This window comes from Streptomyces sp. NPDC088254 (assembly GCF_044740925.1).
In the GTDB taxonomy this organism is placed as follows: Bacteria; Actinomycetota; Actinomycetes; order Streptomycetales; family Streptomycetaceae; genus Streptomyces.
Window position 1 is genome coordinate 734,412 of the sequence record NZ_JBIURQ010000002.1, and the last position, 26,062, is coordinate 760,473.

General features: G+C 70.6%; 20 protein-coding genes and 6 tRNA genes. 11 read left to right on the top strand and 15 right to left on the bottom strand.

Annotated features, from left to right (window positions below; genetic code table 11):
• Positions 1-16: 16 nt before the first annotated feature.
• The 5 genes from ACIOC0_RS10285 to ACIOC0_RS10305 form a co-directional block, all read right to left on the bottom strand.
• A complete protein-coding gene (locus ACIOC0_RS10285) occupies positions 17-841 on the bottom strand; it encodes an ABC transporter permease (protein WP_402154287.1) in 825 nt (274 codons plus the stop codon).
• Positions 838-1,845 carry an ABC transporter ATP-binding protein gene (locus tag ACIOC0_RS10290; protein WP_402154289.1) on the bottom strand — a complete coding sequence of 336 codons (1,008 nt, stop codon included), beginning with the start codon at positions 1,843-1,845 and terminating at the stop codon, positions 838-840. The genes ACIOC0_RS10285 and ACIOC0_RS10290 overlap by 4 nt, the downstream gene beginning before the upstream one ends.
• Before the next feature lie 155 nt (positions 1,846-2,000).
• A tRNA-Gly gene (locus ACIOC0_RS10295) sits at positions 2,001-2,073 on the bottom strand.
• 80 nt (positions 2,074-2,153) lie between these two features.
• Positions 2,154-2,225: transfer RNA gene (locus ACIOC0_RS10300), tRNA-Gly, on the bottom strand.
• Positions 2,226-2,372: 147 nt separating this feature from the next.
• Positions 2,373-2,690 carry an Lsr2 family protein gene (locus ACIOC0_RS10305; protein WP_130439416.1) on the bottom strand — a complete coding sequence of 106 codons (318 nt, stop codon included), beginning with the start codon at positions 2,688-2,690 and terminating at the stop codon, positions 2,373-2,375.
• 334 nt (positions 2,691-3,024) lie between these two features.
• Here ACIOC0_RS10305 and purS point away from each other — a divergent pair, with 334 nt between their 5' ends.
• The 6 genes from purS (at position 3,025) to purM (ending at position 10,004) form a co-directional block, all read left to right on the top strand.
• Positions 3,025-3,288: a phosphoribosylformylglycinamidine synthase subunit PurS gene (gene purS, locus ACIOC0_RS10310; protein ID WP_015659417.1), complete on the top strand. Its 264-nt coding sequence runs from the start codon at positions 3,025-3,027 to the stop codon at positions 3,286-3,288.
• On the top strand, positions 3,285-3,965 hold the full coding sequence (gene purQ / locus ACIOC0_RS10315; protein ID WP_352251250.1) for a phosphoribosylformylglycinamidine synthase subunit PurQ: 681 nt from the start codon (positions 3,285-3,287) through the stop codon (positions 3,963-3,965). Before purS ends, purQ begins: the two co-directional genes overlap by 4 nt.
• Positions 3,962-6,220, top strand: a complete 2,259-nt coding sequence (gene purL, locus ACIOC0_RS10320) for a phosphoribosylformylglycinamidine synthase subunit PurL (protein ID WP_352251251.1) — start codon at positions 3,962-3,964, stop codon at positions 6,218-6,220. The genes purQ and purL overlap by 4 nt, the downstream gene beginning before the upstream one ends.
• Before the next feature lie 118 nt (positions 6,221-6,338).
• Entirely contained in the window at positions 6,339-7,136 is a 798-nt protein-coding gene (locus ACIOC0_RS10325) for a sterol carrier family protein (protein WP_402154292.1), read from the top strand.
• Between the two features lie 217 nt (positions 7,137-7,353).
• On the top strand, positions 7,354-8,880 hold the full coding sequence (gene purF, locus ACIOC0_RS10330; protein ID WP_130439424.1) for an amidophosphoribosyltransferase: 1,527 nt from the start codon (positions 7,354-7,356) through the stop codon (positions 8,878-8,880).
• A 44-nt stretch (positions 8,881-8,924) separates the two neighbouring features.
• The gene (gene purM, locus ACIOC0_RS10335; protein WP_402154294.1) at positions 8,925-10,004 is read left to right on the top strand and encodes a phosphoribosylformylglycinamidine cyclo-ligase; all 1,080 of its coding nucleotides are present in this window, start codon (positions 8,925-8,927) and stop codon (positions 10,002-10,004) included.
• An 85-nt stretch (positions 10,005-10,089) separates the two neighbouring features.
• Here purM and ACIOC0_RS10340 read toward each other — a convergent pair whose 3' ends face one another.
• Positions 10,090-10,341 (bottom strand): DUF3073 domain-containing protein, encoded by a 252-nt coding sequence (locus ACIOC0_RS10340; RefSeq protein ID WP_130439428.1) that lies wholly within the window; start codon positions 10,339-10,341, stop codon positions 10,090-10,092.
• A 370-nt stretch (positions 10,342-10,711) separates the two neighbouring features.
• A complete protein-coding gene (locus ACIOC0_RS10345; protein ID WP_402154296.1) occupies positions 10,712-11,815 on the bottom strand; it encodes a Leu/Phe/Val dehydrogenase in 1,104 nt (367 codons plus the stop codon).
• A 244-nt stretch (positions 11,816-12,059) separates the two neighbouring features.
• Here ACIOC0_RS10345 and ACIOC0_RS10350 point away from each other — a divergent pair, with 244 nt between their 5' ends.
• Positions 12,060-12,902, top strand: coding sequence for a hypothetical protein (locus tag ACIOC0_RS10350; RefSeq protein WP_402154298.1), 843 nt, complete (start codon positions 12,060-12,062; stop codon positions 12,900-12,902).
• Positions 12,903-13,495: 593 nt separating this feature from the next.
• Positions 13,496-13,702, top strand: coding sequence for a developmental transcriptional regulator BldC (gene bldC, locus ACIOC0_RS10355; RefSeq protein ID WP_003949541.1), 207 nt, complete (start codon positions 13,496-13,498; stop codon positions 13,700-13,702).
• A gap of 589 nt (positions 13,703-14,291) precedes the next feature.
• Here the strand turns inward: bldC and ACIOC0_RS10360 are convergent.
• The 8 genes from ACIOC0_RS10360 to ACIOC0_RS10395 form a co-directional block, all read right to left on the bottom strand.
• A complete protein-coding gene (locus ACIOC0_RS10360) occupies positions 14,292-15,047 on the bottom strand; it encodes a DUF6274 family protein (protein WP_402154300.1) in 756 nt (251 codons plus the stop codon).
• A gap of 152 nt (positions 15,048-15,199) precedes the next feature.
• Positions 15,200-15,274: transfer RNA gene (locus ACIOC0_RS10365), tRNA-Asp, on the bottom strand.
• 96 nt (positions 15,275-15,370) lie between these two features.
• On the bottom strand, positions 15,371-19,324 hold the full coding sequence (hrpA, locus tag ACIOC0_RS10370; protein ID WP_402154302.1) for an ATP-dependent RNA helicase HrpA: 3,954 nt from the start codon (positions 19,322-19,324) through the stop codon (positions 15,371-15,373).
• Positions 19,325-19,387: 63 nt separating this feature from the next.
• Positions 19,388-20,638: an acyltransferase family protein gene (locus ACIOC0_RS10375; RefSeq protein WP_402154304.1), complete on the bottom strand. Its 1,251-nt coding sequence runs from the start codon at positions 20,636-20,638 to the stop codon at positions 19,388-19,390.
• Between the two features lie 226 nt (positions 20,639-20,864).
• Positions 20,865-20,938, bottom strand: a tRNA-Phe gene (locus ACIOC0_RS10380).
• 24 nt (positions 20,939-20,962) lie between these two features.
• Positions 20,963-21,037 (bottom strand) — tRNA-Asp (locus ACIOC0_RS10385).
• A 37-nt stretch (positions 21,038-21,074) separates the two neighbouring features.
• Positions 21,075-21,147: transfer RNA gene (locus ACIOC0_RS10390), tRNA-Glu, on the bottom strand.
• An 80-nt stretch (positions 21,148-21,227) separates the two neighbouring features.
• A complete protein-coding gene (locus tag ACIOC0_RS10395; RefSeq protein ID WP_402154306.1) occupies positions 21,228-22,889 on the bottom strand; it encodes a metallophosphoesterase in 1,662 nt (553 codons plus the stop codon).
• 84 nt (positions 22,890-22,973) lie between these two features.
• Here ACIOC0_RS10395 and ACIOC0_RS10400 point away from each other — a divergent pair, with 84 nt between their 5' ends.
• The 3 genes from ACIOC0_RS10400 to ACIOC0_RS10410 all read left to right on the top strand — a co-directional run.
• On the top strand, positions 22,974-23,324 hold the full coding sequence (locus ACIOC0_RS10400) for a metallopeptidase family protein (protein ID WP_402154392.1): 351 nt from the start codon (positions 22,974-22,976) through the stop codon (positions 23,322-23,324).
• A 138-nt stretch (positions 23,325-23,462) separates the two neighbouring features.
• On the top strand, positions 23,463-24,002 hold the full coding sequence (locus tag ACIOC0_RS10405) for a hypothetical protein (RefSeq protein WP_402154308.1): 540 nt from the start codon (positions 23,463-23,465) through the stop codon (positions 24,000-24,002).
• A gap of 299 nt (positions 24,003-24,301) precedes the next feature.
• Positions 24,302-26,062, top strand: a 1,761-nt coding sequence (locus ACIOC0_RS10410) for a DEAD/DEAH box helicase (protein ID WP_402154310.1), incomplete at its 3' end; no start/stop codon positions are given.

The following is a 26,062-nucleotide window of genomic DNA, read 5'->3' on the forward strand; positions in this document are numbered from 1 at the left end:
CCGTCCCCCCGGCCCGTCAGCGCCGGGGCTCCCACCGGAACCACCGCCGTACAGCAAACACCGCCAGCACGGTCCAGGCCAGCGCGGTCGCCAGGCAGCCCAGCGCCTCGTACGCCGACAGGTCACCGCTCCAGCCGTTGCGAACGAGGGTGATGACCGGGGTGAGCGGCAGCAGTTCGAGGAAGGAGGCGGCCCGGTCGGGCAGCATCTCCAGGGGCACGCTGACGCCGGAGGCCGCCATCGAGAGCAGCAGGAACGGCAGGGTGGTGACCTGGGCGCTCTCCACGGTACGGGTCACGCTCGACGTGAGAGCCGCCAGCGCCGCACACATCACCAGGCCCAACAGCACGCCCGGTACGACCAGTTGGGGCGACTCGGGTGCGGGGACGCCGAGGAAGGCGACGCAGCCGACGGCCATCACCAGACACTGGACCAGCCCCAGGACCACCACCGGCAGCGCCGATCCGGCGACGACCTCGGCGTCCCGCAGCTCACCGGTGCGCAGCCGCTTCAGCACGAGTTCCTCGCGCCGGGCGGTGTAGATCGCGGTGAGCGCCGCGTAGACGCCGAACAGCAGCGAGAACCCGATCGCGGCGGGCAGCAGCACGAGCCCGACGGTGAGCCCGGCGTCCTCGATGTCCATGTCCTCGAGGAGCGGCTGCAGGCTGAACGGCAGGGCGAGCGGCACCAGCACGCCCGTGAGGAGCGTGGCCCTGCTCCGTCCGAGCAGGGACAGTTCGGCGCGGCCGAGAGCCGTCATCCGACCGGCCGACGTGGTCACCGCCCCCCGGCGCGCCCCGCTCGCCGCCGTGTCCGAACCCTTGACCATGGCGCCGCTCATGCCGCGACCTCCCGCTCCGAAGACGTCTCCACCGCACCCGCCGTACCGGACGCGCCCGTTGACCCCGCCGCGGCCGCCGCGTCCCGGGCGATCCCGAGGAACGCCTCCTCCAGCGACGCCGACCGCACGTCCAGCCCCCGCAGCTCGACCCCGGCCCGTTCGGCCCAGACCAACAACCCGGTGGCCGCCCGCTGCAACTCCCGTGTCCGCAGCCGTACGACCCGGTCGTCGACCTCGTGGCCGCACACGCCCAGCTCGCCCAGCGGCGGCAGGTCGCCGAGGAAGTACCCCTCGGGCAGCCGGAAGGAGATCCGGGACGGCTGGGCGGCGGTCACCTCGGCGGGTGTGCCGGCGGCCGCGATGCGCCCCTGGTGCAGGATGGCCAGCCGGTCGGCGAGACCCTCCGCCTCCTCCAGGTAGTGCGTGGTCAGCAGCACCGTCGTCCCGGCGTCGCGCAGCGAGCGGACCAGGTTCCAGGTGTCGCGGCGGCCCTCGGCGTCCAGGCCGGTGGTCGGCTCGTCGAGGAACAGCACCTCCGGCTCGCCGAGCAGCGCGAGCGCCAGGTCGAGCCGGCGCCGCTCACCGCCGGACAGCTGCTTCACCCGTACGCCGGCCTTCCCGGCGAGTCCTACGAGGCCCAGCGCCTCGTCGACCGGGCGGGCGCCGCTGACGCAGCCCGCCCACATCCGCGCGGTCTCCCTGACGGTCAGCTCCGAGGGGAAGCCGCCTTCCTGCAGCATCACCCCGGTGCGCGGCCGTACGGCGGCGCGGTCGGCGTGGGGGTCATGTCCGAGGACCCGCACCCGCCCGCCGTCGGGCCGCGTCAGCCCCTCCAGCAGTTCGACCGTCGAGGTCTTCCCGGCCCCGTTCGTGCCCAGCAGCGCGAAGACCTCGCCGCGGCCGACGTGGAAGGAGATCCCGCGGACCGCCTCGAACCCGCCCCCGTACACACGCCGGAGGTCGGTGACCTCGATCACGTGCTCTTTCGTGTCCCTGGCTTCCATGCCTTCAGCGTCCCGGCGGGCGGACGCCGTCGGCAGTGCGCGCTGTCACCACTCCGTATGACAAATGTCAGAAGGCGACGGGCGGGGAGTGATCGCACAGCACGGTGAAGGCACACGAAAAGACCCCGGTCCGATGGACCGGGGTCTGATTCCCGAGCGGACGACGAGGTTCGAACTCGCGACCTCAACCTTGGCAAGGTTGCGCTCTACCAACTGAGCTACGTCCGCATTGCCTCCGATCGGCTCTCACCGATCGGTGCGAGCACCATCCTACCCGATCGAACAGCGTGATCGGGACGGTGATGCAGAGCGGGTGACAGGGATCGCACACTGCGCCTTCCCCCTGGAAGGGGGATGTTCTACTACTGAACTACACCCGCGTGGCCTCCGTGAGCTGGGCTTTTCGGCCCTGCCCGGCGGCGTGCTCCAGACATTAGCCGACCATGTGGGGGGTAGCGCAAGTCGGTTGCCCCCGGGGCCCGCTGAGGACACCGGGGGGATGCCGGCGCGGGGCGGGCGCGGGCGGTTCAGCGGGCGTCGGCGAACGCCTCGTAGACCTTCTTCGGGATCCGTCCGCGGGCGGGGACCTCCAGCTTGTTGGCCTGGGCCCAGGCCCGGACCGCCGCCGGGTCCGGGGCGACCTCGGTCTGCCGGTACGCCTTGCCGGACCTGGACCGCTTGCGGCCGGCCTCCACGTAGGGCGCGAGCGCCTTGCGCAGTTTCCTGGCATTGGCTTCATTCAGGTCGATCTCGTACGACTTGCCGTCGAGTCCGAAGGCGATCGTTTCCGCCGCTTCCGAGCCGTCGATGTCGTCAAAGAGAGTGACCACGACCTTCTGCGCCACGAATATCGGTCCCTTCGTTCGGCACGGCATACAGCTCAGCTGCCTGCGACGTGCCGAGTCTCGGCTATTTCTAATTCATTTGTACAGTGCGCGGCAATGCAATGTGAAGCTCGACTAAATCTGTCCGCGTGTCCGAGTGCAATAGGTATCCGGGGTTCATCGGGGATCTTTCCCGTAACTTTTCGCGTACGCCCCCTTCCGGTACCGGATCGTGATGGCTGTCACGTAGCTTCCTACAACTCTACTCGCGTAGAAATTTTGTACGGGTAGTCTGAAGACACCTGTTGGAGACATCTGCGGGCACCTGCTCAGCACCACAACACCGGGAGTGCCAGTGGCACGCGTCGTAGTCGACGTCATGCTCAAGCCGGAGATCCTCGACCCCCAGGGCCAGGCGGTGCAGCGCGCACTGCCGCGGCTCGGTTTCGAGGGGATCTCCGACGTACGTCAGGGAAAGCGATTCGAACTGGAAGTTGACGGCCCGGTCGACGAGGCCGCGCTCGCCCGCATCCATGATCTTGCGGAATCCTTCCTCGCCAACACCGTGATCGAGGACTTCACCGTCAAGGTGGAGGAAGTCGCGGAGGCCGCGAAGTGACCGCTCGTATTGGCGTCGTCACTTTCCCGGGCAGCCTCGACGACCGGGACACCCAGCGCGCGATCCGCCTCGCGGGCGCCGAACCGGTCGCTCTGTGGCACAAGGACAAGAACCTCCACCAGGTCGACGCCGTGGTGCTGTGCGGGGGCTTCTCCTACGGCGACTATCTGCGCGCCGGCGCCATCGCGCGCTTCTCGCCGGTGATGGAGCCCCTCATCGAGCAGGCCAAGGCCGGGCTGCCGGTCCTCGGCATCTGCAACGGCTTCCAGATCCTCACCGAGGCCCACCTCCTCCCGGGCGCGATGCTCGGCAACGACCACCTCCACTTCATCTGCCGTGACCAGAAGCTGCGGGTGGAGAACGCGGACACCGCCTGGACCGCCGACTACACGGCCGGCCAGGAGATCCACATCCCGCTGAAGAACATGGACGGCCGGTACGTCGCCGACGAGTACACCCTCGACAAGCTGGAGGCCGAGGGCCGGGTCGCGTTCCGCTACAGGGACTTCAACCCCAACGGCTCGCTCCGCGACATCGCCGGCATCGCCAACGAGGCCGGCAACGTCGTGGGCCTCATGCCGCACCCGGAGCACGCCGTCGAGCCCCTCATCGGCTCCGGCCGCACCGACGGACTCCCGTTCTTCACCTCGATCCTCAAGAAGCTGGTCAACGCATGAGCCGGACGCCTCTGGACACGGTCGAGCACGCGGCCGCGACCCCCGACGTCGAGCTGCCCTGGGCCGAACTCGGCCTGAAGAAGGACGAGTACGAGCGGGTGGTGGAGATCCTCGGCCGCCGCCCGACCGGCGCCGAGCTCGCCATGTACTCCGTCATGTGGTCCGAGCACTGCTCGTACAAGTCCTCCAAGGTCCACCTGCGCCAGTTCGGTGAGAAGGCCCCGCAGAGCGACGCCCTCCTCGTCGGCATCGGTGAGAACGCCGGCGTCGTCGACGTCGGCCAGGGCTACGCGGTCACCTTCAAGGTGGAGTCGCACAACCACCCCTCCTACGTCGAGCCCTACCAGGGCGCGGCCACCGGTGTGGGCGGCATCGTGCGCGACATCATCGCGATGGGCGCCCGCCCGGTCGCCGTCGTCGACCCGCTGCGCTTCGGCGCGGCCGACCACCCCGACACCAAGCGCGTCCTGCCGGGCGTCGTCGCCGGCATCGGCGGCTACGGCAACTGCCTGGGCCTGCCCAACATCGGCGGCGAGGTCGTCTTCGACGCCTGCTACCAGGGCAACCCGCTGGTCAACGCCGGCGCCATCGGCGTCATGCGGCACGAGGACATCCACCTCGCGAAGGCGTCCGGCGCGGGCAACAAGGTCATCCTGTACGGGGCCCGGACCGGCGGCGACGGCATCGGCGGCGCGTCGATCCTGGCGTCCGAGACCTTCGACGACGCCAAGCCGTCGAAGCGTCCCGCGGTCCAGGTCGGCGACCCCTTCCAGGAGAAGCTCCTCATCGAGTGCACCCTGGAGGCCTTCGCCGAGAAGCTCGTCGTCGGCATCCAGGACCTCGGCGCGGCGGGCCTGTCCTGCGCCACCTCCGAGCTGGCCTCCAACGGCTCCGGCGGCATGCGCGTCACCCTGGACGACGTACCGCTGCGCGACTCCACGCTCTCGCCCGAGGAGATCCTCATGAGCGAGTCGCAGGAACGCATGTGCGCGGTGGTCGAGCCGGAGAAGGTCGACCGCTTCCTCGCGATCTGCGACAAGTGGGACGTCATCGCCACCGTCATCGGTGAGGTGACCGACGGCGACCGCCTGGAGATCTACTGGCACGGCGGCAAGATCGTCGACGTCGACCCGCGCACGGTCGCCCACGACGGCCCGGTCTACGAGCGCCCCTACGCCCGCCCGGACTGGCAGGACGCCCTGCAGGCCGACGACGCGAACAAGCTGCCCCGGCCGGAGACGTCCGAGGAGCTGCGGGAGCAGGTCCTGAAGCTGGTGGGATCCCCCAACCAGGCCTCCAAGCAGTGGATCACCTCCCAGTACGACCACTTCGTGCAGGGCAACACCGTCCTCGCCCAGCCCGAGGACTCCGGCATGATCCGCATCGACGAGGAGACCGGCCTCGGCGTCGCCATCGCCACCGACGGCAACGGCCGCTACGCCAAGCTGGACCCGTACCACGGCGCCCAGCTGGCCCTCGCCGAGGCGTACCGCAACGTCGCCACCACCGGCGCCAAGCCGCTCGCCGTCTCCGACTGCCTGAACTTCGGCTCGCCCGAGGACCCGGCCGTCATGTGGCAGTTCGCGGAGGCCATCCGCGGTCTCGCCGACGCCTGTCAGCAGCTCGGCACCCCGGTGACCGGCGGCAACGTCTCGCTCTACAACCAGACGGGCGAGGTCGCCATCCACCCGACCCCGGTCGTGGCCGTCCTCGGCGTCATCGACGACGTGGCCCGCCGCACCCCGGTCGCCTTCCAGGAGGAGGGCCAGCTGCTCTACCTCCTCGGCGACACCCGCGAGGAGTTCGGCGGCTCGGCCTGGTCCCAGGTCGTCCACGACCACCTCGGCGGTCTGCCGCCCAAGGTGGACCTGGAGCGGGAGCGGCTCCTCGCCGAGATCCTGATCTCCGCCTCCCGCGACGGCATGATCGACTCCGCGCACGACCTGTCCGACGGCGGTCTGATCCAGGCGGTCGTCGAGTCGGCGCTGCTCGGCGGCAAGGGCGCGCGACTGATCGTCCCGGACGGGCTGGACGCGTTCACCTTCCTGTTCTCGGAGTCGGCCGGCCGCGCGGTCGTCGCCGTCCCGCGCTCGGAGGAGCTCCGCTTCAACGACATGTGCGGCGCCCGGGGTCTGCCGGCCACCCGCATCGGCGTGGTCGACGGGGACACCGTGGACGTCCAGGGCGAGTTCGCGCTCTCCCTGGCCGAACTGCGCACGGCGCACGAGGAGACCATCCCGGCGCTGCTGGCGTAGGAGCCGCACGGCCTGCTGAGCCGTCGTACGACGCCGAAGGCCCCGCCCGTCCGAGACGGTTCTCGGCGGGCGGGGCCTTCGTCCGTCCCGGGGTGGGCCGCCGCATAGGCTCATGGGCATGTCCCCGGCGAAGAAGCGCACCAGGAGCTACGACCCCGCCAGGATCCGCGCGGCCGTCCTCGGCCAGCTCGGGCACGTCCATCTGGCCGTCCGCCGGCTCACCCCCGAGCAACTGGCCCTCCCCACACGGCTGGACGGATGGAACGTGCGGGCGCTGGTCGCGCACGTCGGGACAGCCCTCACGGCCGTCGGCCGGGCCCTCGATCTCCCGGAGCCGACACGACAGGACGCCACGGTCCTCGACTGGCCGTTCGCCACCGCCGCGAACGCCGCGGCCATGGACGAGTCCGCCCGCGCGCTCGCCGAGCGCACCCCCGACCCGGACGTCCACCTCACCGGCGTGGCCCGGCAGCTCGCCGAGCAGCTCGACGCCCAGCCCGGTGACAGGCTGCTGCAGACCGCGGTCGGGGCCATGCCGCTCGGCGACTACCTGGTCACGCGCGCCGTCGAACTCGTCGTCCACACCGACGACCTCAACGCCGCCGTCCCGGGTCTGGACGTCCCCTACGACCGCCAGGCCCTCGCCGCCGCCACCCGGCTCCTCGCCGACGCCCTCGCGGTCAGGGCCCCCGGCGGAGCGACCGAGGTGCGCGTGCCGCCGTTCGCCGTCGTGCAGTGCGTCGAGGGGCCCAGGCACACCCGGGGGACCCCGCCCAACGTCGTCGAGACCGACCCGCTGACCTGGATCCGGCTGGCGACCGGACGACTCGCCTGGGCGGACGCGGTCGCCGGGGCGAAGGTGAGCGCGAGCGGCGAGCGCGCCGACCTCGCCCCGCTGCTGCCGCTGATGTCCTGACACCCGCCGATCGGTGTGCGACACCTCACTCGCACCCTTGAGGAGGGCTCCGGGACGGGTGTCGCGGGAGCGCTCCCGGAACCTTGACGAAGCAGCGAAACACGGAGCTGACCTGCGTAAACGCGCCCGTGGGAGGAGGCCGGGGCAGCTCAAGATCGAGTTACCGGCGAGTATCCCCAATTCGGACCAGTGGACGACCTCGCCTACACTCGATGTCGTGCCACGTGGTGACGGTCGACTCAGTCATGATCTGCTCCCCGGCGAGAAAGGCCCCCAGGACGCTTGCGGCGTCTTCGGTGTCTGGGCTCCGGGTGAAGAGGTCGCCAAGCTCACTTACTTCGGGCTCTACGCCCTCCAGCATCGGGGTCAGGAATCCGCGGGAATCGCGGTAAGCAACGGCTCCCAGATCCTCGTCTTCAAGGACATGGGCCTCGTGTCCCAGGTCTTCGACGAGACCTCGCTCGGTTCGCTCCAGGGTCACATCGCGGTCGGACACGCCCGCTACTCGACCACCGGTGCCTCCGTGTGGGAGAACGCCCAGCCGACGTTCCGCGCCACCGCGCACGGATCGATCGCGCTCGGCCACAACGGCAATCTCGTCAACACCGCCCAGCTCGCCGAGATGGTCGCCGACCTGCCCAAGCAGGAGGGGCGCACCCAGCGTGTGGCGGCCACCAACGACACCGACCTGCTCACCGCGCTCCTCGCGGCCCAGGTCGACGAGGACGGCAAGCCCCTGACCATCGAGGAGGCCGCCCACGCGGTCCTGCCGAAGGTCCGCGGCGCCTTCTCCCTCGTCTTCATGGACGAGCACACCCTCTACGCGGGCCGCGACCCGCAGGGCATCCGCCCGCTGGTCCTCGGCCGGCTGGAGCGCGGCTGGGTCGTCGCCTCCGAGACCGCCGCCCTCGACATCACGGGCGCCAGCTTCGTCCGCGAGATAGAGCCGGGCGAGTTCGTGGCGATCGACGAGAACGGTCTGCGCACCTCCCGATTCGCGGAAGCGAAGCCCAAGGGCTGCGTCTTCGAGTACGTGTACCTGGCCCGCCCGGACACCGACATCGCCGGCCGCAACGTGTACCTCTCCCGCGTGGAGATGGGCCGCAAGCTCGCCAAGGAGGCGCCGGCCGAGGCCGACCTGGTGATAGCGACCCCGGAGTCCGGCACCCCGGCCGCCATCGGCTACGCGGAGGCCTCCGGGATCCCCTTCGGCTCGGGCCTGGTCAAGAACGCCTACGTCGGCCGGACCTTCATCCAGCCCTCGCAGACCATCCGGCAGCTGGGCATCCGCCTGAAGCTGAACCCGCTGAAGGAAGTCATCAAGGGCAAGCGCCTGGTCGTCGTCGACGACTCCATCGTGCGCGGCAACACCCAGCGGGCCCTGGTCCGCATGCTGCGCGAGGCGGGCGCCGCCGAGGTCCACATCCGGATCTCCTCGCCGCCGGTGAAGTGGCCCTGCTTCTTCGGCATCGACTTCGCCACGCGCGCGGAGCTCATCGCCAACGGCATGACCATCGACGAGATCGGCACCTCGCTCGGCGCCGACTCCCTGGCGTACATCTCCATCGACGGCATGATCGAGGCGACCACCATCGCCAAGCCGAACCTGTGCCGCGCCTGCTTCGACGGCGAGTACCCGATGGAACTCCCGGACCCCGAGCTGCTCGGCAAGCAGCTGCTGGAGACGGAGCTGGCCGCCGGCCCCGCCGCCACGGCCGCCGCCGACGCGATCCGCCGCCCGTAGACGGTCCGTAACACCCGCCGTACGACACGAAGGTTCTCCTAGCCATGTCTGAGACCCCCATCGCCGAGGGCGGCGCCAGCTACGCAGCCGCGGGCGTCGACATCGACGCGGGCGACCGCGCCGTGGAGCTGATGAAGGAGTGGGTGAAGAAGACGCAGCGCCCCGAGGTCCTCGGCGGCCTCGGCGGCTTCGCCGGCCTCTTCGACGCCTCCGCCCTCAAGCGCTACGAGCGCCCGCTGCTCGCCTCCGCCACGGACGGCGTCGGCACCAAGGTGGACGTCGCGCGCCGGCTCGGCGTCTACGACACCATCGGCCACGACCTGGTCGCCATGGTGATGGACGACATCGTGGTGTGCGGCGCGGAGCCGCTGTTCATGACCGACTACATCTGCGTCGGCAAGGTCCACCCCGAGCGGGTCGCCGCCATCGTCAAGGGCATCGCCGAGGGCTGTGTGCTGGCCGGCTGCGCCCTGGTGGGCGGTGAGACGGCCGAGCACCCGGGCCTGCTCGGAGAGGACGACTTCGACGTCGCCGGGGCCGGTACGGGCGTCGTGGAGGCCGACCGCCTGCTGGGCCCCGACCGCATCCGCACGGGTGACACGGTGATCGCCATGGCGGCCTCCGGCCTTCACTCCAACGGGTACTCCCTCGTCCGGCACGTCCTGCTGGAGCAGGCCGGCCTCTCCCTCGACGCGCACGTCGAGGAGTTCGGCCGCACCCTGGGCGAGGAGCTCCTGGTGCCGACGAAGATCTACTCGCTCGACTGCCTGGCGCTCACCCGCACCACCGACGTCCACGCCTTCTCGCACATCACCGGCGGCGGCCTGGCGGCCAACCTCGCCCGGGTCGTCCCGGACGGGCTGCACGCCGTCGTCGACCGCTCCACCTGGACGCCCGCCCCGGTGTTCGACCTCGTCGGCAGGACCGGCCGGGTCGAGCGGCTGGAGCTGGAGAAGACGCTGAACATGGGCGTGGGCATGATCGCCGTGGTTCCGGCGGACTCCACCGACGTGGCCCTGGCGACGCTGGCCGACCGCGGGGTCGACGCCTGGGTCGCCGGCGAGATCACCGAGCGCGGCGAGCACCCCACGGGGGCGGAGCTCGTCGGGGACTACGCGGTCTGACGCCTGCGGGCGCCGGGCCCCGCGCGCAGCGCAAGACCCGGTCGGTGACCGAAGTCACCGACCGGGTGAGTGCACTGATGCAGGGTCAAGCGCCGCGACGGTGTTGGTGCGGGGACTCCTCGTCCTCGCCATCGTCGTCGTCCCCGTACAGCTCGGCGTACCGGGCGTACGGGTCGTCGTCCTGCTCATCGTCCTCGAACGGCTCACCATTCGGCGGCATGTTCGATGGCGATGCGCCCAGCTCTTCGGCCAGGCGTGAGAGATCCGTCCCGCCGCTGTTGTACTTCAGCTGGCGGGCGACCTTCGCTTGCTTGGCCTTGGCCCGGCCGCGCCCCATGGCTCGACCCCCTCAACGACGGGGCTCGACGGCCCCAGAGTCTTGACACGCGTTCATGATCCGGAACGGACTCTCCGCAGAGAGGCCGGTCCGTAGGGCTTCCACGGTACCTGAGCCCGCACCCATACGGTACGTCGCCCGTGGCACGCGCGTGTGCACAGAGCCTTCGAGGCGCCCCGTCCTCGCTGGTCAGTGGCGATTTTAACCACTTATCCGCGGCCGACCCGCCGGGAAGAGTGAGAGTTCTCTCCAACTTTCCGCCCGGCGGTACCGGCGAAAGCCTCCGGAGCGGCCCCGCGGTCCCAGCGAAACCGTACGCTCCGGTCGGCCGCCGGGCTCGCCCGGCCCCTCGTCCGCCCGGTCGCCCGGCTCAGCGGCCGCGCGCCCGGGCCGCCTCGTGCATCCGCTGCTCGGCGATCCGGTCGGCCGCCGCGGCCGGCGGAATCCCGTCTTCCTTCGCACGTGCGAAGATTGCGAGCGTGGTGTCGTAGATCTTCGCGGCCTTCGCCTTGCACCGGTCGAAGTCGAACCCGTGCAGCTCGTCGGCGACCTGGATGACCCCGCCGGCGTTCACCACGTAGTCCGGTGCGTAGAGGATCCCGCGGTCGGCGAGGTCCTTCTCGACGCCGGGGTGGGCGAGCTGGTTGTTGGCCGCGCCGCAGACCACCTTGGCCGTGAGCACCGGGACGGAGGTGTCGTCGAGCGCCCCGCCGAGGGCGCAGGGCGCGTAGATGTCCAGGCCCTCGACGCGGATCAGCTCCTCGGTGTCCGCGACGGCCGTCACGCCCTGCGGATGCCGGTCGAGGATCCGGCGTACGGCGTCCTCGCGCACGTCCGTGACGACGACCTCCGCGCCCTCGTCGCGCAGGTGCCGCACCAGGTGGTGGCCGACCTTGCCGACGCCGGCGACGCCGACCCGGCGGCCGCGCAGGGTGGGGTCGCCCCACAGGTGCTGGGCGCTCGCCCGCATGCCCTGGTAGACGCCGAACGCGGTCAGGACGGAGGAGTCGCCCGCGCCGCCGTTCTCCGGGGAGCGTCCGGTCGTCCAGCGGCACTCGCGCGCCACGACGTCCATGTCGGCGACGTAGGTGCCGACGTCACAGGCGGTCACGTACCGCCCACCGAGCGAGGCCACGAACCGGCCGTACGCCAGCAGCAGCTCTTCGGTCTTGATCGTGTCGGGGTCGCCGATGATCACGGCCTTGCCGCCGCCGTGGTCGAGCCCGGCCATGGCGTTCTTGTACGACATCCCCCGCGCGAGGTTCAGCGCGTCGGCGACGGCCTCGGCCTCGGTCGCGTAGGGATAGAAGCGGGTGCCGCCGAGGGCGGGGCCCAGCGCGGTGGAGTGGAGGGCGATGGCGGCCTTGAGGCCGCTCGCGCGGTCCTGACAGAGCACGACTTGCTCATGACCCCCCTGGTCCGAGTGGAACAGGGTGTGCAGTACATCAGCATGCGCGCCGGATACGTCGGTCACTGTGGTGACTCCTGGGTAACTAGCGGCGGGTGGGGGCGGGGGCCCCGTAGAGGTGGCGGGGCCCGTGGGATGAGCGTAGAGCCTGGACGGTCCGCTGATCGCCTGCTGTGCGCGATCACTTTCCCGCGGGGCGGCGATCCCCTTCTCCCGGAGTAAGGACGCGGGACGATTTCCATGTTTCCGGCCTGCCCGCCAGGCCGGCCCGGAAGGTTTCCCGGCCGGTCTGACGGGGAGGGAAGGAGGCGTGCCTCAGGTGTCCTCGGTGACCGTCCCGTACGCGGCCTATCTGCGCGTGTACGAGCCGCTGGCCGCCTTCCCCGAGCCGGAGCGCGGCCACTGGGAGCGCTATGCCCGCCGTACCGACCGGCCCTCCTACCAGGACGAACTGCGCCGCTCGCTGGCCGACCTGCTGGCCACCCCGCCGATCGCGGTGCCGGTGCAGGAGAGCGGGGACGCCTTCGTGCTGGAGGTGGAGGGCGTGGTGTGCGTGTGCCCCTGGCGCACCCGGCTGCGCGGCTGGCAGGCCCTGGGCGAACTGGGCGACGAACTGCCCGGGCCGGTGCTGGACGCGGTCCTGCCCCCGGTGGTCCGGCTCCAGGCCACGCAGGACTACGAACGCTGGCTGACCCGCAACCCCGACGCCCGCCCCTGGATCCGCACCGCGACCTGGCAGGTCCCGCTGAACTGGTTCGCCCTCGTCTCCGACGAGGAGCGCGAGTACGACAAGGGCACCGCCGGGCTCGCCCCGGTGCTGCGCTACCGCACGCCGATGGTCCAGGCCCGCCGGCGCGTCGCCCGGTCTCTGCGCGCGCTGAAGGACGCCCTCGACGAGGGGCCGCTGATCGAGGGCCTGGTGGACGTGGGGCGCTGGCTGGAGGAGTTCCACCCGCGCTCGCTGGTCGAGCTGGACTACGGCGGGCTGGTCCACGCGCTGCCGGCCGGCGAGCTGGAGGACGACCACTCGGCGGCGGACGTGGCCGCCGGCGTCGACGCCCTGCGCGAGGGGGACGGCGCGGCGGCGGGCGAGGCCTACGGCAGGCTCGTCGAGCGGTGGCGGTCGGTGCGGGACCGGCGCTCCGCGAACTGACGGGGCGGCAAGAGCGGGGGCGGCGGCAGCGCGGCAGCGGCGGTGGCGTGCCCTTTTCCTGTGATCTGTCCGTTGGGTGACGTGGGTCACGGCCATAAGCGGGCGATCAGCGTACGGTCAACCGAACTTCACGGAACGGACGGGACGTAGATCCCGATCCGGGCTTATGTCTCAAGGGTGACGGACCGCACGTACGGGGCCCTTGCGTCGCTTGCCCCTCCTCGTGCCAAAATAGGACAAGGAGTCCGGGGAGGACTCCGTCCGTCCACGTGTGCTCCATTGTGGGGGGAATCTCAGCATTGCACGCTTTGGGGGGTCTGGTGACTCCTGATCGCCATGTGACTGATCGTCACACCGGCGTGACTGTCCGCTATGGCATGGTCCATCGGCTTCCGTCGCCGATGAACACCTGGGGGGCAATTCCATCGGTTTGGCCGACGCGGCTGGACAGATGGTGTAGTTGTAGTGCCGAGGACAAGCCGTTCGTCCTATAACCGACTCGACTCGCGTCCGCCATTTCGGGCAACGCGGGTCAAGGTGCAGAATTTAGAGGAAAGAACCGAGAAGGTTCGGTTCTCCCGAGGAGGCCGCTCATGACCGCTCGCACCCCTGATGCTGAGCCGCTGCTGACCCCGGCTGAGGTCGCCACCATGTTCCGCGTGGACCCGAAGACGGTCACGCGGTGGGCGAAGGCCGGCAAGCTCACGTCGATCCGCACGCTCGGCGGGCATCGCCGTTACCGCGAGGCGGAGGTCCGCGCCCTGCTGGCGGGCATCCCGCAGCAGCGCAGCGAGGCCTGAACAACTCAATAACCGGGCAAAACGGCAGGTCCCCCAATCTGTCGAGGTGCCTGAACCCTAGCTCCAAACGACGCGGGTCCTGCCCCAACAGGCCCGTCGCCCACACGGTGCGTCGTCGATCGCGCTGGACTCCGCCGGGTCCAGCGCGATTCTTTTTTGCTCTCCGGCCCGCCACTCGCCGGTGCTCATGGGTGGGTTACGGGGGCTCGGTGGGGTTCTTCGGGCCGGGCGGGGTGGGGCGGGCGGCGGTGTGAGCGGTGCTTTCGGCAGGGCGGTGAGCGGCCTTGTCGGAGTCTGGGGAGTCTCTGGGAAGGTTCGTGGAGGGTTGCGCGGGTGGCCCTTCAAGGTAGTGCAATTGCACATATTAAATTGACTGGTTGTAGGAGACTGGTAAGAACCGGCGTTTCGGAAACTCATGCGGTGACACCCGTCACATGCTGTCGACCTTGAACGCGTCATCCCAAGTGCGCTAGTGGAAGCGCTTGTTGTACGGGGTGGTGGTGTCTGCCCCGGTGCTCCGGGGTGGCCCGGGAGTCCCGGCGGGGGTGCCCAGCGGGGGCGGCCAGGGAAGGTGGGCTTGCGCGATCCCTCACGACTGCCCGGCTCGGGGACGCTCCGGCGGGGCCTCGGGCGGTGATGCGGCTCGGCGGGGCTGCGGCGGAGCCGCTCGTGGCGACTCGCCCTGGCGGCTCTGCGGCGGGGCCGCTCGTGGTGGTTCGGCCGGGGGGCTCGGTGAGGGGCCGTGCGGGGGTTCGGCTCGGCGGGGTTGCTGGGGCTCGTTCCGTTGTTCGGCGTGGCGCGGCCGCGGGGCCCCGTACGACAGTTCGGGCCAGCTGCTCGCAGGGACTCCGTGTGGCGGCTCGGCCGGGCTGGGCTGTGGCGCGGCCGCGGGTGGCGGCTCGGCCCGGAGTTGTGGCCGGCCGTCTCGTGGAGGCCCGGCTCGGGGGCTCGGAGGGGTTTTGGGTGGCACTCCGGGCTGACGGCGGTCCGGCTGTGGTTCCGGCGGTCGTTCGGACGTTCGAGTGGGCTGCTGGGGGACGTGAGCGTCCCCGGCTTCGCGCGGTGGTTCCGTCTGGCGGGCCTGCCGGCTCCCGCCGGCCTCCGGAGGTCCGTCGGCTTGCCGGTCGGGCCGGTCTGCCGGGACCGCCTCTGACTCGCGGCCCTCGAAGGCGCAAGCTCCCCGGGGCTCTTGGCTCTCCCGATCCTCTTCCCTGTGGTCGCTCTCGGCGAGGCGCAGGAGGCGGTGGCAGATGGGGCAGTGGCGGGTGAGGTGGCGGTAGGACGACGCGGCCGACAGGTGCGCGCGGAGCAGCGCCCGCGTCTCGTGCCCGGCCGATGCCGCCATACGTCACCTCCAGCGGGACCACGCCGACGGCGGTGTCCTGAACTCCGGGGTACCGAGGGAACGTGACGCCGTCAAGGGCTCGGCGCGTACGGGGCGCCACGGGCACGCGAAAAGAGCCCGGGTCCGAAGACCCGGGCTCTTTTCGATCTGTGCGGTCCTGACGGGATTTGAACCCGCGGCCTCCACCTTGACAGGGTGGCGAGCACTCCAAACTGCTCCACAGGACCAGGCTTTGCGGCGCCTTCCCGCTGCGCCGTGCTGCGAGACGAGACTCTACAGGAGGGTGGCCCGCCTGGTCGAACTCACCCTCCGTGCAGTGCCTGTCACGGCGCGGCGGCGTCGATCGCCTTCACGATCCGCTTGTCCGAGACGGGGTACGCCGTGCCCAACGCGTGGGCGAAATAGCTGACCCGGAGCTCCTCGATCATCCAGCGGATGTCCAGGACCGAGGACGGCACCGGCCGGCCCTCGGGCAGCTGCTCCAGCAGCCAGGCGTACTCGTCCTGCATCTCGTGGACCTTCTCCATGCGGGTGGTGTCCCGCTGGACGTTGGTCGGCATCTGCTGCAGCCGCCGGTCCGCGGCGATGAGATACCGCATCAGGTCCGGCAGCCGGCGCAGACCCGTCTGCGTCACGAACCCGGGCCGTACGAGCGCGTCCAACTGCTTGCGCACGTCCGCCAGGTTCTGGAGCAGCGCGGGGCTGCGCACGCCCTTCAGCCGGCGCTCGCAGGCCTGCCAGGCGGCCAGCACCTGCTGCACCTGCCCCACCGCCCGCACGGTCGTGTCCACGATCTCGGCGCGCACCTTGTCGTACAGCTTCCGGTACGACTCCTCGTCCCACGCCGGACCGCCGAAGTCGCCGATCAGCTTGTCCGCGGCCGCCATCGCGCAGTCGTCGAACAGCGCCTGGATCGAACCGTGCGGATTCGCCGACAGCGCGAGCTTTTGAGCGTTCGTCATCTTCTCGGACGCGAACTTCGCCGGATTGACCGGGATGGACCGCAGGATGAGGCGGCGCGTGCCCTTCCACATCGCCTCCGCCTGCTCCGCCTCCGTGTCGAACAGTCGTACGGAGACGGTGTTCTTCGCCGGGCCGTCGTCGACCAGCGCCGGATACGCCTTCACCGGCTGCCCGGCGCGGCGGGTCTCGAAGACGGGGGTCAGCGCGCCGATCGTCCAGTCCGTCAGCCCCGACCGCTCCAGGGACTCGCCGCCCTGCCGCTCGGCGGTGGCCGCGGCGGCCTGGGAGAGGGCCTGGCGCGCCTTCGGCTTCAGCCGGAGCTTCAGCGCCTGAAGGTCCTTGTCCTCGGCGAGCTTGCGCCGCCGCTCGTCGACGATCCGGAACGTGATCTTCAGATGGTCCGGGACCTTCGACCAGTCGAAGTCCTCGGCCTCGAAGGGCACGCCGACCATCCGCTTGAGCTCGCGGCTCATGGCGACCGTGATCGGCTCCTGAGAGGGCGCCGCCTGCTCCAGGAACCGCTTGGCGAAGTTCGGCGCCGGCACGTAGTTGCGGCGGATCGGCTTCGGCAGGGAGCGGATCAGCTCGGTGACGATCTCCTCCCGCAGGCCGGGGATCTGCCAGTCGAAGCCCTCGTCGGTGACCTGGTTGAGCACCTGGAGGGGGATGTGGACGGTCACGCCGTCCGCGTCCGCACCCGGCTCGAACTGGTAGGTGACCCGGAACTTCAGCTGCCCCTGCCGCCAGGAGTCCGGATAGTCGGCCTTGGTGACCGCCTCAGCCGACTCCCGGATGAGCATCTCCCGCTCGAAGTCCAGGAAATCGGGCTGCTCGTGCCGCTTGCGCTTCCACCAGGAGTCGAAGTGCGCGCCGGACACCACGTGCTCGGGCACCCGCTGGTCGTAGAAGTCGAACAGGGTGTCGTCGTCGACCACGATGTCCCGCCGCCGGGCCCGGTGCTCCAACTCCTCGACCTCGCTGAGGAGCTTGCGGTTGTCGGCGTAGAACTTGTGGTGCGTGCGCCAGTCGCCCTCCACGAGCGCGTTGCGAATGAAAAGCTCGCGGCTCGTCTCCGGGTCGATGCGGCCGTAGTTGACCTTCCGCTGGGCGACGATCGGCACGCCGTACAGCGTGACCTTCTCGTACGCCATCACCGCCGCCTGGTCCTTCTCCCAGTGCGGCTCGCTGTACGTCCGCTTCAGCAGATGGCCGGCGAGGGGCTCGACCCACTCGGGTTCGATCTTCGCGTTGACGCGGGCCCACAGCCGGCTCGTCTCCACCAGCTCCGCCGACATCACGAACCGCGGCTGCTTCTTGAACAGCGCCGAACCCGGGAAGATCGCGAACTTGGCGTTGCGGGCGCCCAGGTACTCGTTCTTGTTGCCGTCCTTCACGTCCTTCATCCCGACGTGGGAGAGAAGGCCGGCGAGGAGAGAGACGTGGACGCTGTCGCCGGCGGCGTCCTGTTCGTTGAGGTGGATGCCCATCTGCTTGGCGACCGTGCGCAGCTGGGTGTAGATGTCCTGCCACTCGCGGATGCGCAGGAAGTTGAGGTACTCCTGCTTGCACATGCGGCGGAACGAGGACGAGCCCCGCTCGCGCTGCTGCTCCCGCACGTACCGCCACAGGTTCAGGTAGGCGAGGAAGTCGCTGGTCTCGTCCCGGAAGCGAGCGTGCTGCTGGTCGGCCTGCGCCTGTTTGTCGGCCGGGCGCTCACGCGGGTCCTGGATGGACAGCGCGGCGGCTATGACCATGACCTCGCGTGCGCAGCCGTTCTTGTCGGCCTCCAGGACCATACGGGCCAGGCGCGGGTCGACCGGCAGCTGGGCGAGCTTGCGGCCGGTCTGGGTGAGCCGCTTGCGCGGGTCCTTCTCGGCCGGGTCCAGCGCGTTCAGCTCCTGCAGCAGCTGCACGCCGTCGCGGATGTTGCGGTGGTCCGGCGGGTCGATGAACGGGAACTTCTCGATGTCGCCGAGGCCGGCCGCGGTCATCTGCAGGATGACGGAGGCCAGGTTGGTGCGCAGGATCTCCGCGTCCGTGAACTCCGGGCGGGCCTCGAAGTCGTCCTCGCTGTACAGCCGGATGCAGATGCCGTCGCTGGTGCGTCCGCAGCGGCCCTTGCGCTGGTTGGCGCTGGCCTGCGAGATCGGCTCGATGGGCAGCCGCTGCACCTTGGTGCGGTGGCTGTAGCGGCTGATGCGGGCGAAGCCGGGATCGATGACGTACTTGATTCCGGGGACGGTGAGGGAGGTCTCGGCGACGTTCGTCGCCAGCACGATCCTGCGCCCGGTGTGCGCCTGGAAGACGCGGTGCTGCTCGGCGTGGGACAGCCGGGCGTAGAGGGGGAGGACCTCGGTGAACCGGTATCTCTTCTTCTCCAGGGCGTCCGCGGTGTCCCGGATCTCCCGCTCGCCGGAGAGGAAGACGAGGATGTCCCCCTGCCCCTCGCCCATCAGCTCCTCGACGGCGTCGCAGATCGCGGTGATCTGATCCCGGTCGACGTCCTCGGAATCCTCCTCCAGGAGCGGCCGGTACCGCACCTCCACCGGGTACGTCCGCCCGCTGACCTCGATGATCGGGGCGTCCCCGAAGTGCCGGGAGAACCGCTCGGGGTCGATGGTCGCCGAGGTGATGACGACCTTGAGGTCGGGGCGGCGGGGGAGCAGCTGGGCGAGGTAGCCCAGGAGGAAGTCGATGTTGAGGGACCGCTCGTGGGCCTCGTCGATGATGATCGTGTCGTAGGCGCGCAGCTCGCGGTCGGTCTGGATCTCCGCGAGCAGGATGCCGTCCGTCATCAGCTTGACGAAGGTGGCGTCCGGGTTCACCTGGTCGGTGAACCGCACCTTCCAGCCGACGGCCTCGCCGAGCGGGGTCCTGAGCTCCTCCGCGACCCGCTCGGCCACGGTGCGCGCGGCGATCCGGCGGGGCTGGGTGTGCCCGATCATCCCGCGCACCCCGCGCCCCAGCTCCATGCAGATCTTCGGGATCTGCGTGGTCTTGCCGGACCCGGTCTCACCGGCCACGATGACGACCTGGTGATCACGGATGGCGGCCGCGATGTCGTCCTTCTTCTGGCTGACCGGCAGTTGCTCGGGATAGGTGACGGCGGGGACGCGGGCACGCCGCGTCCCCATCCGTTCCTCGGCCTGTACGACCTCGGCCTCGATCTCGGCGAGCACGGCGGCCCGCGCCTCCGGCTTGCGGATCTTGCGCGCACCTTCGAGCCTGCGCCCGAGCCGGTGCGCATCGCGCAGCGACAGCTCGGTCAGACGGGGGGCGAGGGCGCCGAGGGCGGGGGCGGGATGCGTAGACATACGCGGTCCAGGATCTCATCCCGGGGAAAAACCTGGCGAACCCTTTTGCGGGCGGTGTGGGACTCAGCCCTGGCGGTGCCCGGCGGAGGACGACGAGGGGGCTGCCGACGACGCGACCGGCTTCGCCGGACGGAAGCGGGCCGTCTTCAGCCAGCGGCGCATGGCCGTGGCCAAGGGGCGCTCGACGAAGCGGTGCACGACGTAGCAGAGCAGCACCAGGCCGATCACCGTGCCCACGATCAGCAGCCGGGGGTCGACCCGGTCGCCGAAGCGGTAGGCGACGGTCAGGCCGATGGGGCTGTGCAGCAGGTACAGCGGGAAGGTGAGCGTGCCCGCGACGCTCAGCCACCGCCAGCGGATCCGGTGCGTCCAGCCCAGCGCGATAGCGGCGATCATGAAGAAGAACGCCGTGATCACCAGGATCAGCCAGCCGCGCCACGGCGACCACTCGTTCCAGCTGATACGGCCCCCGCCCGGCGTCAGCAGGAAGTGCAGCGCCAGCAGCCACGACATACCGACCACGCCCCAGAGCAGCGGCGTCGGACGGAAGCGGTACATGAGGTAGAAGGCCATGCCGGCGATGAAGTACGGCGCGGACGGCGGGTTGACCACCAGCGTCAGCAGCGGCAGGTCCGCGGCCGGCGCGAGCACGGCGGCCACCGTCCACAGCCCGGCGAAGACCAGCACCCGCTGGTAGGTGAGGCCCTTCCACACCACGACCGCGAAGGTCAGGTAGAAGCACAGCTCGGGCCAGAGCGTCCAGTACACCGAGTCCAGGTGCTCCACGCCCAGCGGCTTCTGCAACATCGTGAGGTTGGCGAGGATCACCCGCGGCTCGGTGCTCCCGAACGGCGCACCGGCGAACTTGATGCATATCGCCGAGACCACGACCCCGATCCAGTACATCGGGTAGAGGCGGGTGACGCGGGATATGAAGAAGTCGCGCGGGGTGCGGCCCCAGGCGCTCATACAGATGACGAAGCCGCTGATCAGGAAGAACAGGTCGACGCCGAGCCGTCCGAAGGCGAAGACCGGGTGGGCGTCCGGGAAGATGTTCTCCGGCGTGCGGCCCCAGAGGTGGACCATCGTCTTCGGCTTCTGACCGATGAAGTGGAAGAGCACCACCGCCAGCGCCGCAAGGAACCGCAGCCCGTCCAGCGCGGCCAGCCGCCCCCCGCCGGCACCCGAGCGGGACACGATCACGCGTCCGGAGGCGGGCGCGGTCTGCGTCGGCGGTGTCTTCTGCGCCGCTGCTCCCTCACCTCCCAGGTCCGTGGTCGCGTCGACCTGTCCCGTTCGGTGCGTCGTCGTCATCCCTCTACCGTTCGTAGGCGTTGTCTGTGGGCCCGCTGAGCCAGCCTGACAGTCTGACCGGCGGACGGATGGAAGGGTTGTGAGGACCAGGAGAAAATGTTTTGGCTTGTACCGCCTGGCCCCGCCCCGCCTGGAGGCGCGCACATACCCGGAACCTCTGGGAAGCCCGGATCCGGTGTGGCGAAAAAGCGGAAGCCCTGTCCGCGAGGACAGGGCTTCCGGGCTGTGGCTGGGGCCGGGGTCGAACCGGCGACCTTCCGCTTTTCAGGCGGACGCTCGTACCAACTGAGCTACCCAGCCACGAGGTTTCACGTGAAACCTCAGCGGTCCTGACGGGATTTGAACCCGCGGCCTCCACCTTGACAGGGTGGCGAGCACTCCAAACTGCTCCACAGGACCAAGCGTTGTGTACGACAGTGTCGCACACGGTGATGCGTGCCCCCAACGGGATTCGAACCCGTGCTACCGCCTTGAAAGGGCGGCGTCCTAGGCCGCTAGACGATGAGGGCTATCGGCCCGCCTGGGCGCTTCTCAGCGCGTCGGGGACGTGAGAAGCATATGGGATGGCGGGAGGGATCGCCAAAACGGTTTACCGGGCGGGTGCGGAGGGAGTCCGGGACGGGGCGCCGGGAGCCCCTGTGGGAGGGGTGTTCGCGGGGGCCGTGGGCGGTGCGCCCGTCAACGCTCCGGACGGTCCCGTCGGCGTTCCGGAAGGGCTGGGCGAGGTGGTGGCGCCCGGTTGGTTCTCCTTCGGCAGGTGGCGGCTGACCTCGGCGGTCGTCAGGCCCAGGCCGCCCAGTCTGATCTCGTCCCAGGCCTGGAGACGCCGGGTGTCGCGGTCGAAGTAGAGGATCGAGGCCTGGATGGGATCGGGATACTTGCCCTCGACGGCACGCAGGCCGCTGCCGCCCGTCGACCCCTCGACGCGCAGCCGGGTGCCGTTCTTCAGGATCTCCATGTCCTCGTGATGGACGTGACCGGCCAGGGCGAGGGGCACCTCGCCGTCGGTGCGGCGGGCGGCGGCGGGCTCGTGGGCGACGGCCACGTCGACGGGCGTGCCGGCCGCCCGCTGGGCGCGGAGCGCGTCCGCGAGCCGGTCGCCGGCCGCTTCCTGAACGTCCTGGCCGCTCTGTTCGGTCGAGCGGTCGGGGGTGAACTGCGGGTCGCCGACGCCGGCGAAGCGCAGGCCCGCGAGGGTCACGGCGCGGCCGTCGTCGAGGACGTGGACGTTGCGGACGCCTTCCAGGTAGCGCTGGGTGGTCGCCGAGTCGTGATTGCCCCGGACCCAGACGTAGGGCGCGCCGAGGTCGGCGATGGGATCCAGAAAGCCGTTCTCCGCCGCTGATCCGTGGTCCATGGTGTCGCCGGAGTCGACGATGACGTCCACGTCGTACTGGTCGACGAGGGAGGAGATGATCTTCCAACTCGCGGGGTTGAGATGGATGTCCGAGACGTGCAGCACGCGGACGGTGGTGGGGTCCGGCTGGTAGGTCGGGAGGGTCGAGGTGACGTCGTAGAGCTTGGTCACATTCGTGACCAGCCGGGCAAGTTCCTTCTGGTAGACGTCGAACTCGGTGACGATGCTGCGGGCGTTGCCGACCAGGGAGGGGGCCGAGGAGAGCAGGCCCGAGAAGCGCGGTTCGAGGACCGACTTGGGGTTCCAGGTGGCCCACGCGGTGGCGCCCGAGGCGGTGAGGAGGCCGAGGGCGAGGCCGCCGGCGGCGAGGGCGCGGCGGGGGCGGCGGTAGACGGCGAGGCCGAGCGCGGTGGCGCCGGTGACGACGGCGACGCAGGAGCGGAGTGCGAGGTCGAGGGTGCCGTGCTCGACGTCGCGGGCGATCTCGTCCTGGAGGCCGGACAGGCGCTCGGGATGGTCGACGAGGGCCTGGGCGCGGACGGGGTCGAGCTGGTCGACGTTGACGTCCAGCCGGACGGGCCCGGTGTGGCTGTCCAGCTGGAGGGCGCCCAGCGGAGAGACGTTGATCTTGGTGCCGCCGGTGGTGGAGGGGCGCAGGGTCATCGTCGTGTTCATCGGTCCGACGGGGGCGCGGACGTCGCCGACGATCAGCAGCCCGAGCCAGGCGCCGAGCAGCACGACGGCGGTGAGACCGAGGGCGCGGGTCCACGGGCGGGGCCGGGCGGCGAGTTCGGGGGCGGTGCGGGGAGCGGCGGGGCGGGAGCGGGGCCTGCGGTGCTTCATGGGGTTCAGGGCGGCGGCGGAGGCGCGGAGGGGGACGCGGACGCGGACCATTCGTCGCGTATGCCCAAGCGCGCGACCGGATATGCGGGCCGTTCGCACCCCTCGTACGGCGGTGTCGTACCGGAGAATGGGCGTGTGCTGGAGATGACGCGCGAGGAGTTCGAGGAACTGGTCGCCGAGGCGCTGGACCGGATTCCGCCGGAGTTGACGCGGCTGATGGACAACGTCGCGGTGTTCGTCGAGGACGAGCCGCCCACGGACGATCCCGAGCTGCTCGGGCTGTACGAGGGGACCCCGCTGACCGATCGCGGCGAGTGGTACGCGGGAGTGCTGCCGGACCGGATCACGGTCTACCGGGGGCCGACGCTGCGGATGTGCGCGACGCGGGAGGAGGTCGTCGCGGAGACCGAGGTGACGGTGGTGCACGAGATCGCCCACCACTTCGGGATCGACGACGCGCGGCTGCACGCGCTGGGGTACGGCTGAGTCGCTCGGGCCGCCCGAGCCGCTGATGGCCGCCCTCGGCTGAGGGGGTGCGTGCGGCCGGGCCTTCGGGTCGCGTGTCCTCCTGCGGGTGGCGGGAGTTGAAGTGGTTGACTCCCGCTTCGTCACCGGAGGTGGCCCGTGCGCCCCTTGTACCTACCCGTTCGCCTGGCCGCCACGGTCCTGGTCGTCGCAGCGGCCGCCGGTTGCATGAGCGTGGGCGACGACGAGGGCGGCCGGGTCCGGCCGTCGCACTCGGTGGGGCATCGGGGCGGTGGGGCGGCGGACGCCGGGGGCGGCGGGTGGGCCGGTGGGCACGGCTTCGCCACGGCGGGCGGCGAGGGCAGGCACGGGCGGGGCAAGGGCGGGAAGAAGGGCGAGCCGGGAGCGTCGGCGGCCCCGTCGGAATCCGCCTCGCCGAAGGTGAGCGCGGCGCCGTCGGTGAAAACGCAGCCGGGCAAGCCCGGGCAGAGCGAGAAGCCGGGGGTGCCGGAACCGCCGAAGGAGGAACCGGCGCCCACGCGTCCCGCCGAACCGCAGACGCCGGCCCCGCAGCCGGATCCGCCCCTGCCCAGCGTGCCGGAGCCGACGGTCGCCGAGCCGTCGTCGTCGGCGCACGAGGAGCCGGCGCCGCAGCTGGTCGAGCGGGAGCCGGCGCCGGTGGCGGGGGTGCCGGTGTAGGTGTGCCGGCTCAAGGGCGTTGCGGTGGCGGCTCGTTCGCGTTCGGGCGGGGCGCGCCTCGGCGTGGGGCCGGCTGTGTCGGGTGTGACGTACGTCTACAGAGCTCGGTTTGCCTTAGGGGGTGCAGGGTGCGTATGGTGGTAGATCGTTTGATCCCATTTGCCCGGCGCCACCGCAGAGCGCGCCGTGTGGCGCGTACTCTCCTTTGCCGTGGCGGCGGACCGCATAGAGGCGGTCGTAATGCGAACACGGAGTTGACGGGCGCGTGCCGACGAGACTCCGGAAGGTTTCGCATTCGCATGTCCATTTCCAGTACTGATCACGCCGTCGTGCCCGAGAACGTCGTGACCGAGAACGTCGACGCCGACCTCGTGAACGACGAGGCCGCCGACACCCAGGTCGACGAGACTCCCGAGCTCACCTTCGCGGACCTCGGCCTCCCCGAGGGCGTCGTGCGCAAGCTGGCGCAGAACGGCGTGACCACCCCCTTCCCGATCCAGGCGGCGACCATTCCGGACGCCCTGGCCGGCAAGGACATCCTCGGCCGTGGCCGCACCGGCTCCGGCAAGACCCTCTCCTTCGGTCTGCCGACCCTGGCCACGCTGGCCGGCGGCCGCACCGAGAAGAAGAAGCCCCGCGCGGTCATCCTGACCCCGACGCGCGAGCTGGCCATGCAGGTCGCCGACGCGCTCCAGCCGTACGGCGACGTCCTCGGCCTGAAGATGAAGGTCGTCTGCGGCGGTACGTCGATGGGCAACCAGATCTACGCCCTCGAGCGCGGCGTCGACATCCTGGTCGCCACCCCCGGCCGCCTCCGCGACATCATCAACCGCGGCGCCTGTTCGCTGGAGGACGTGCAGATCTCCGTCCTCGACGAGGCCGACCAGATGTCCGACCTGGGCTTCCTGCCCGAGGTGACGGAGCTGCTCGACCAGGTCCCGGCGGGCGGTCAGCGCATGCTGTTCTCCGCGACCATGGAGAACGAGATCTCCACGCTGGTCAAGCGCTACCTGAGCAACCCGGTCACGCACGAGGTCGACAGCGCCCAGGGCAATGTCACGACCATGTCGCACCACATCCTGATCGTGAAGCCCAAGGACAAGGCGCCGGTCACCGCCGCGATCGCCTCCCGCAAGGGCCGCACCATCATCTTCGTCCGCACCCAGCTCGGCGCGGACCGTGTCGCGGAGCAGCTGCGCGAGGCGGGCGTGAAGGCGGACGCGCTGCACGGCGGCATGACCCAGGGCGCGCGCACCCGGACGCTGGCCGACTTCAAGGACGGCTACGTCAACGTCCTGGTCGCGACGGACGTGGCGGCCCGCGGCATCCACGTCGACGGCATCGACCTGGTGCTGAACGTCGACCCGGCCGGCGACCACAAGGACTACCTGCACCGGGCCGGCCGCACCGCCCGCGCGGGCCGCACCGGCACGGTCGTCTCCCTGTCCCTGCCGCACCAGCGGCGTCAGATCTTCCGTCTGATGGAGGACGCGGGCGTCGACGCCGGGCGTCACATCATCCAGGGCGGGGCCGCCTTCGACCCGGAGGTCGCCGAGATCACCGGCGCCCGCTCGATGACGGAGGTCCAGGCCGAGTCCGCGGGCAACGCCGCGCAGCAGGCCGAGCGCGAGGTCTCCCAGCTCACCAAGCAGCTGGAGCGCGCGCAGCGTCGTGCGACCGAGCTGCGCGAGGAGGCCGACCGGCTGGTCGCCCGGGTCGCGCGCGAGCGGGGCGAGGACCCCGAGGCGGCGGTGGCCGAGGCGCAGGCGGCGGCCGTCGAGGCCGCGGAGGCGTCGGCGGTGGCCGAGGTCTCCGTGCCGGAGCAGCCGGCCGCGCGGGACATCGACCGCAGCGACCGTGACCGTGGTGGCCGTTCGTTCGAGCGCCGTGACGACCGTCGGGACGACCGTGGTGGCCGTTCCTTCGAGCGTCGTGACGACCGTGGCGGTTTCAACCGCGACCGTGACCGTGACCGTGGTGGCCGTTCGTTCGAGCGCCGTGACGACCGTCGGGACGACCGTGGTGGCCGTTCCTTCGAGCGTCGTGACGACCGTGGCGGA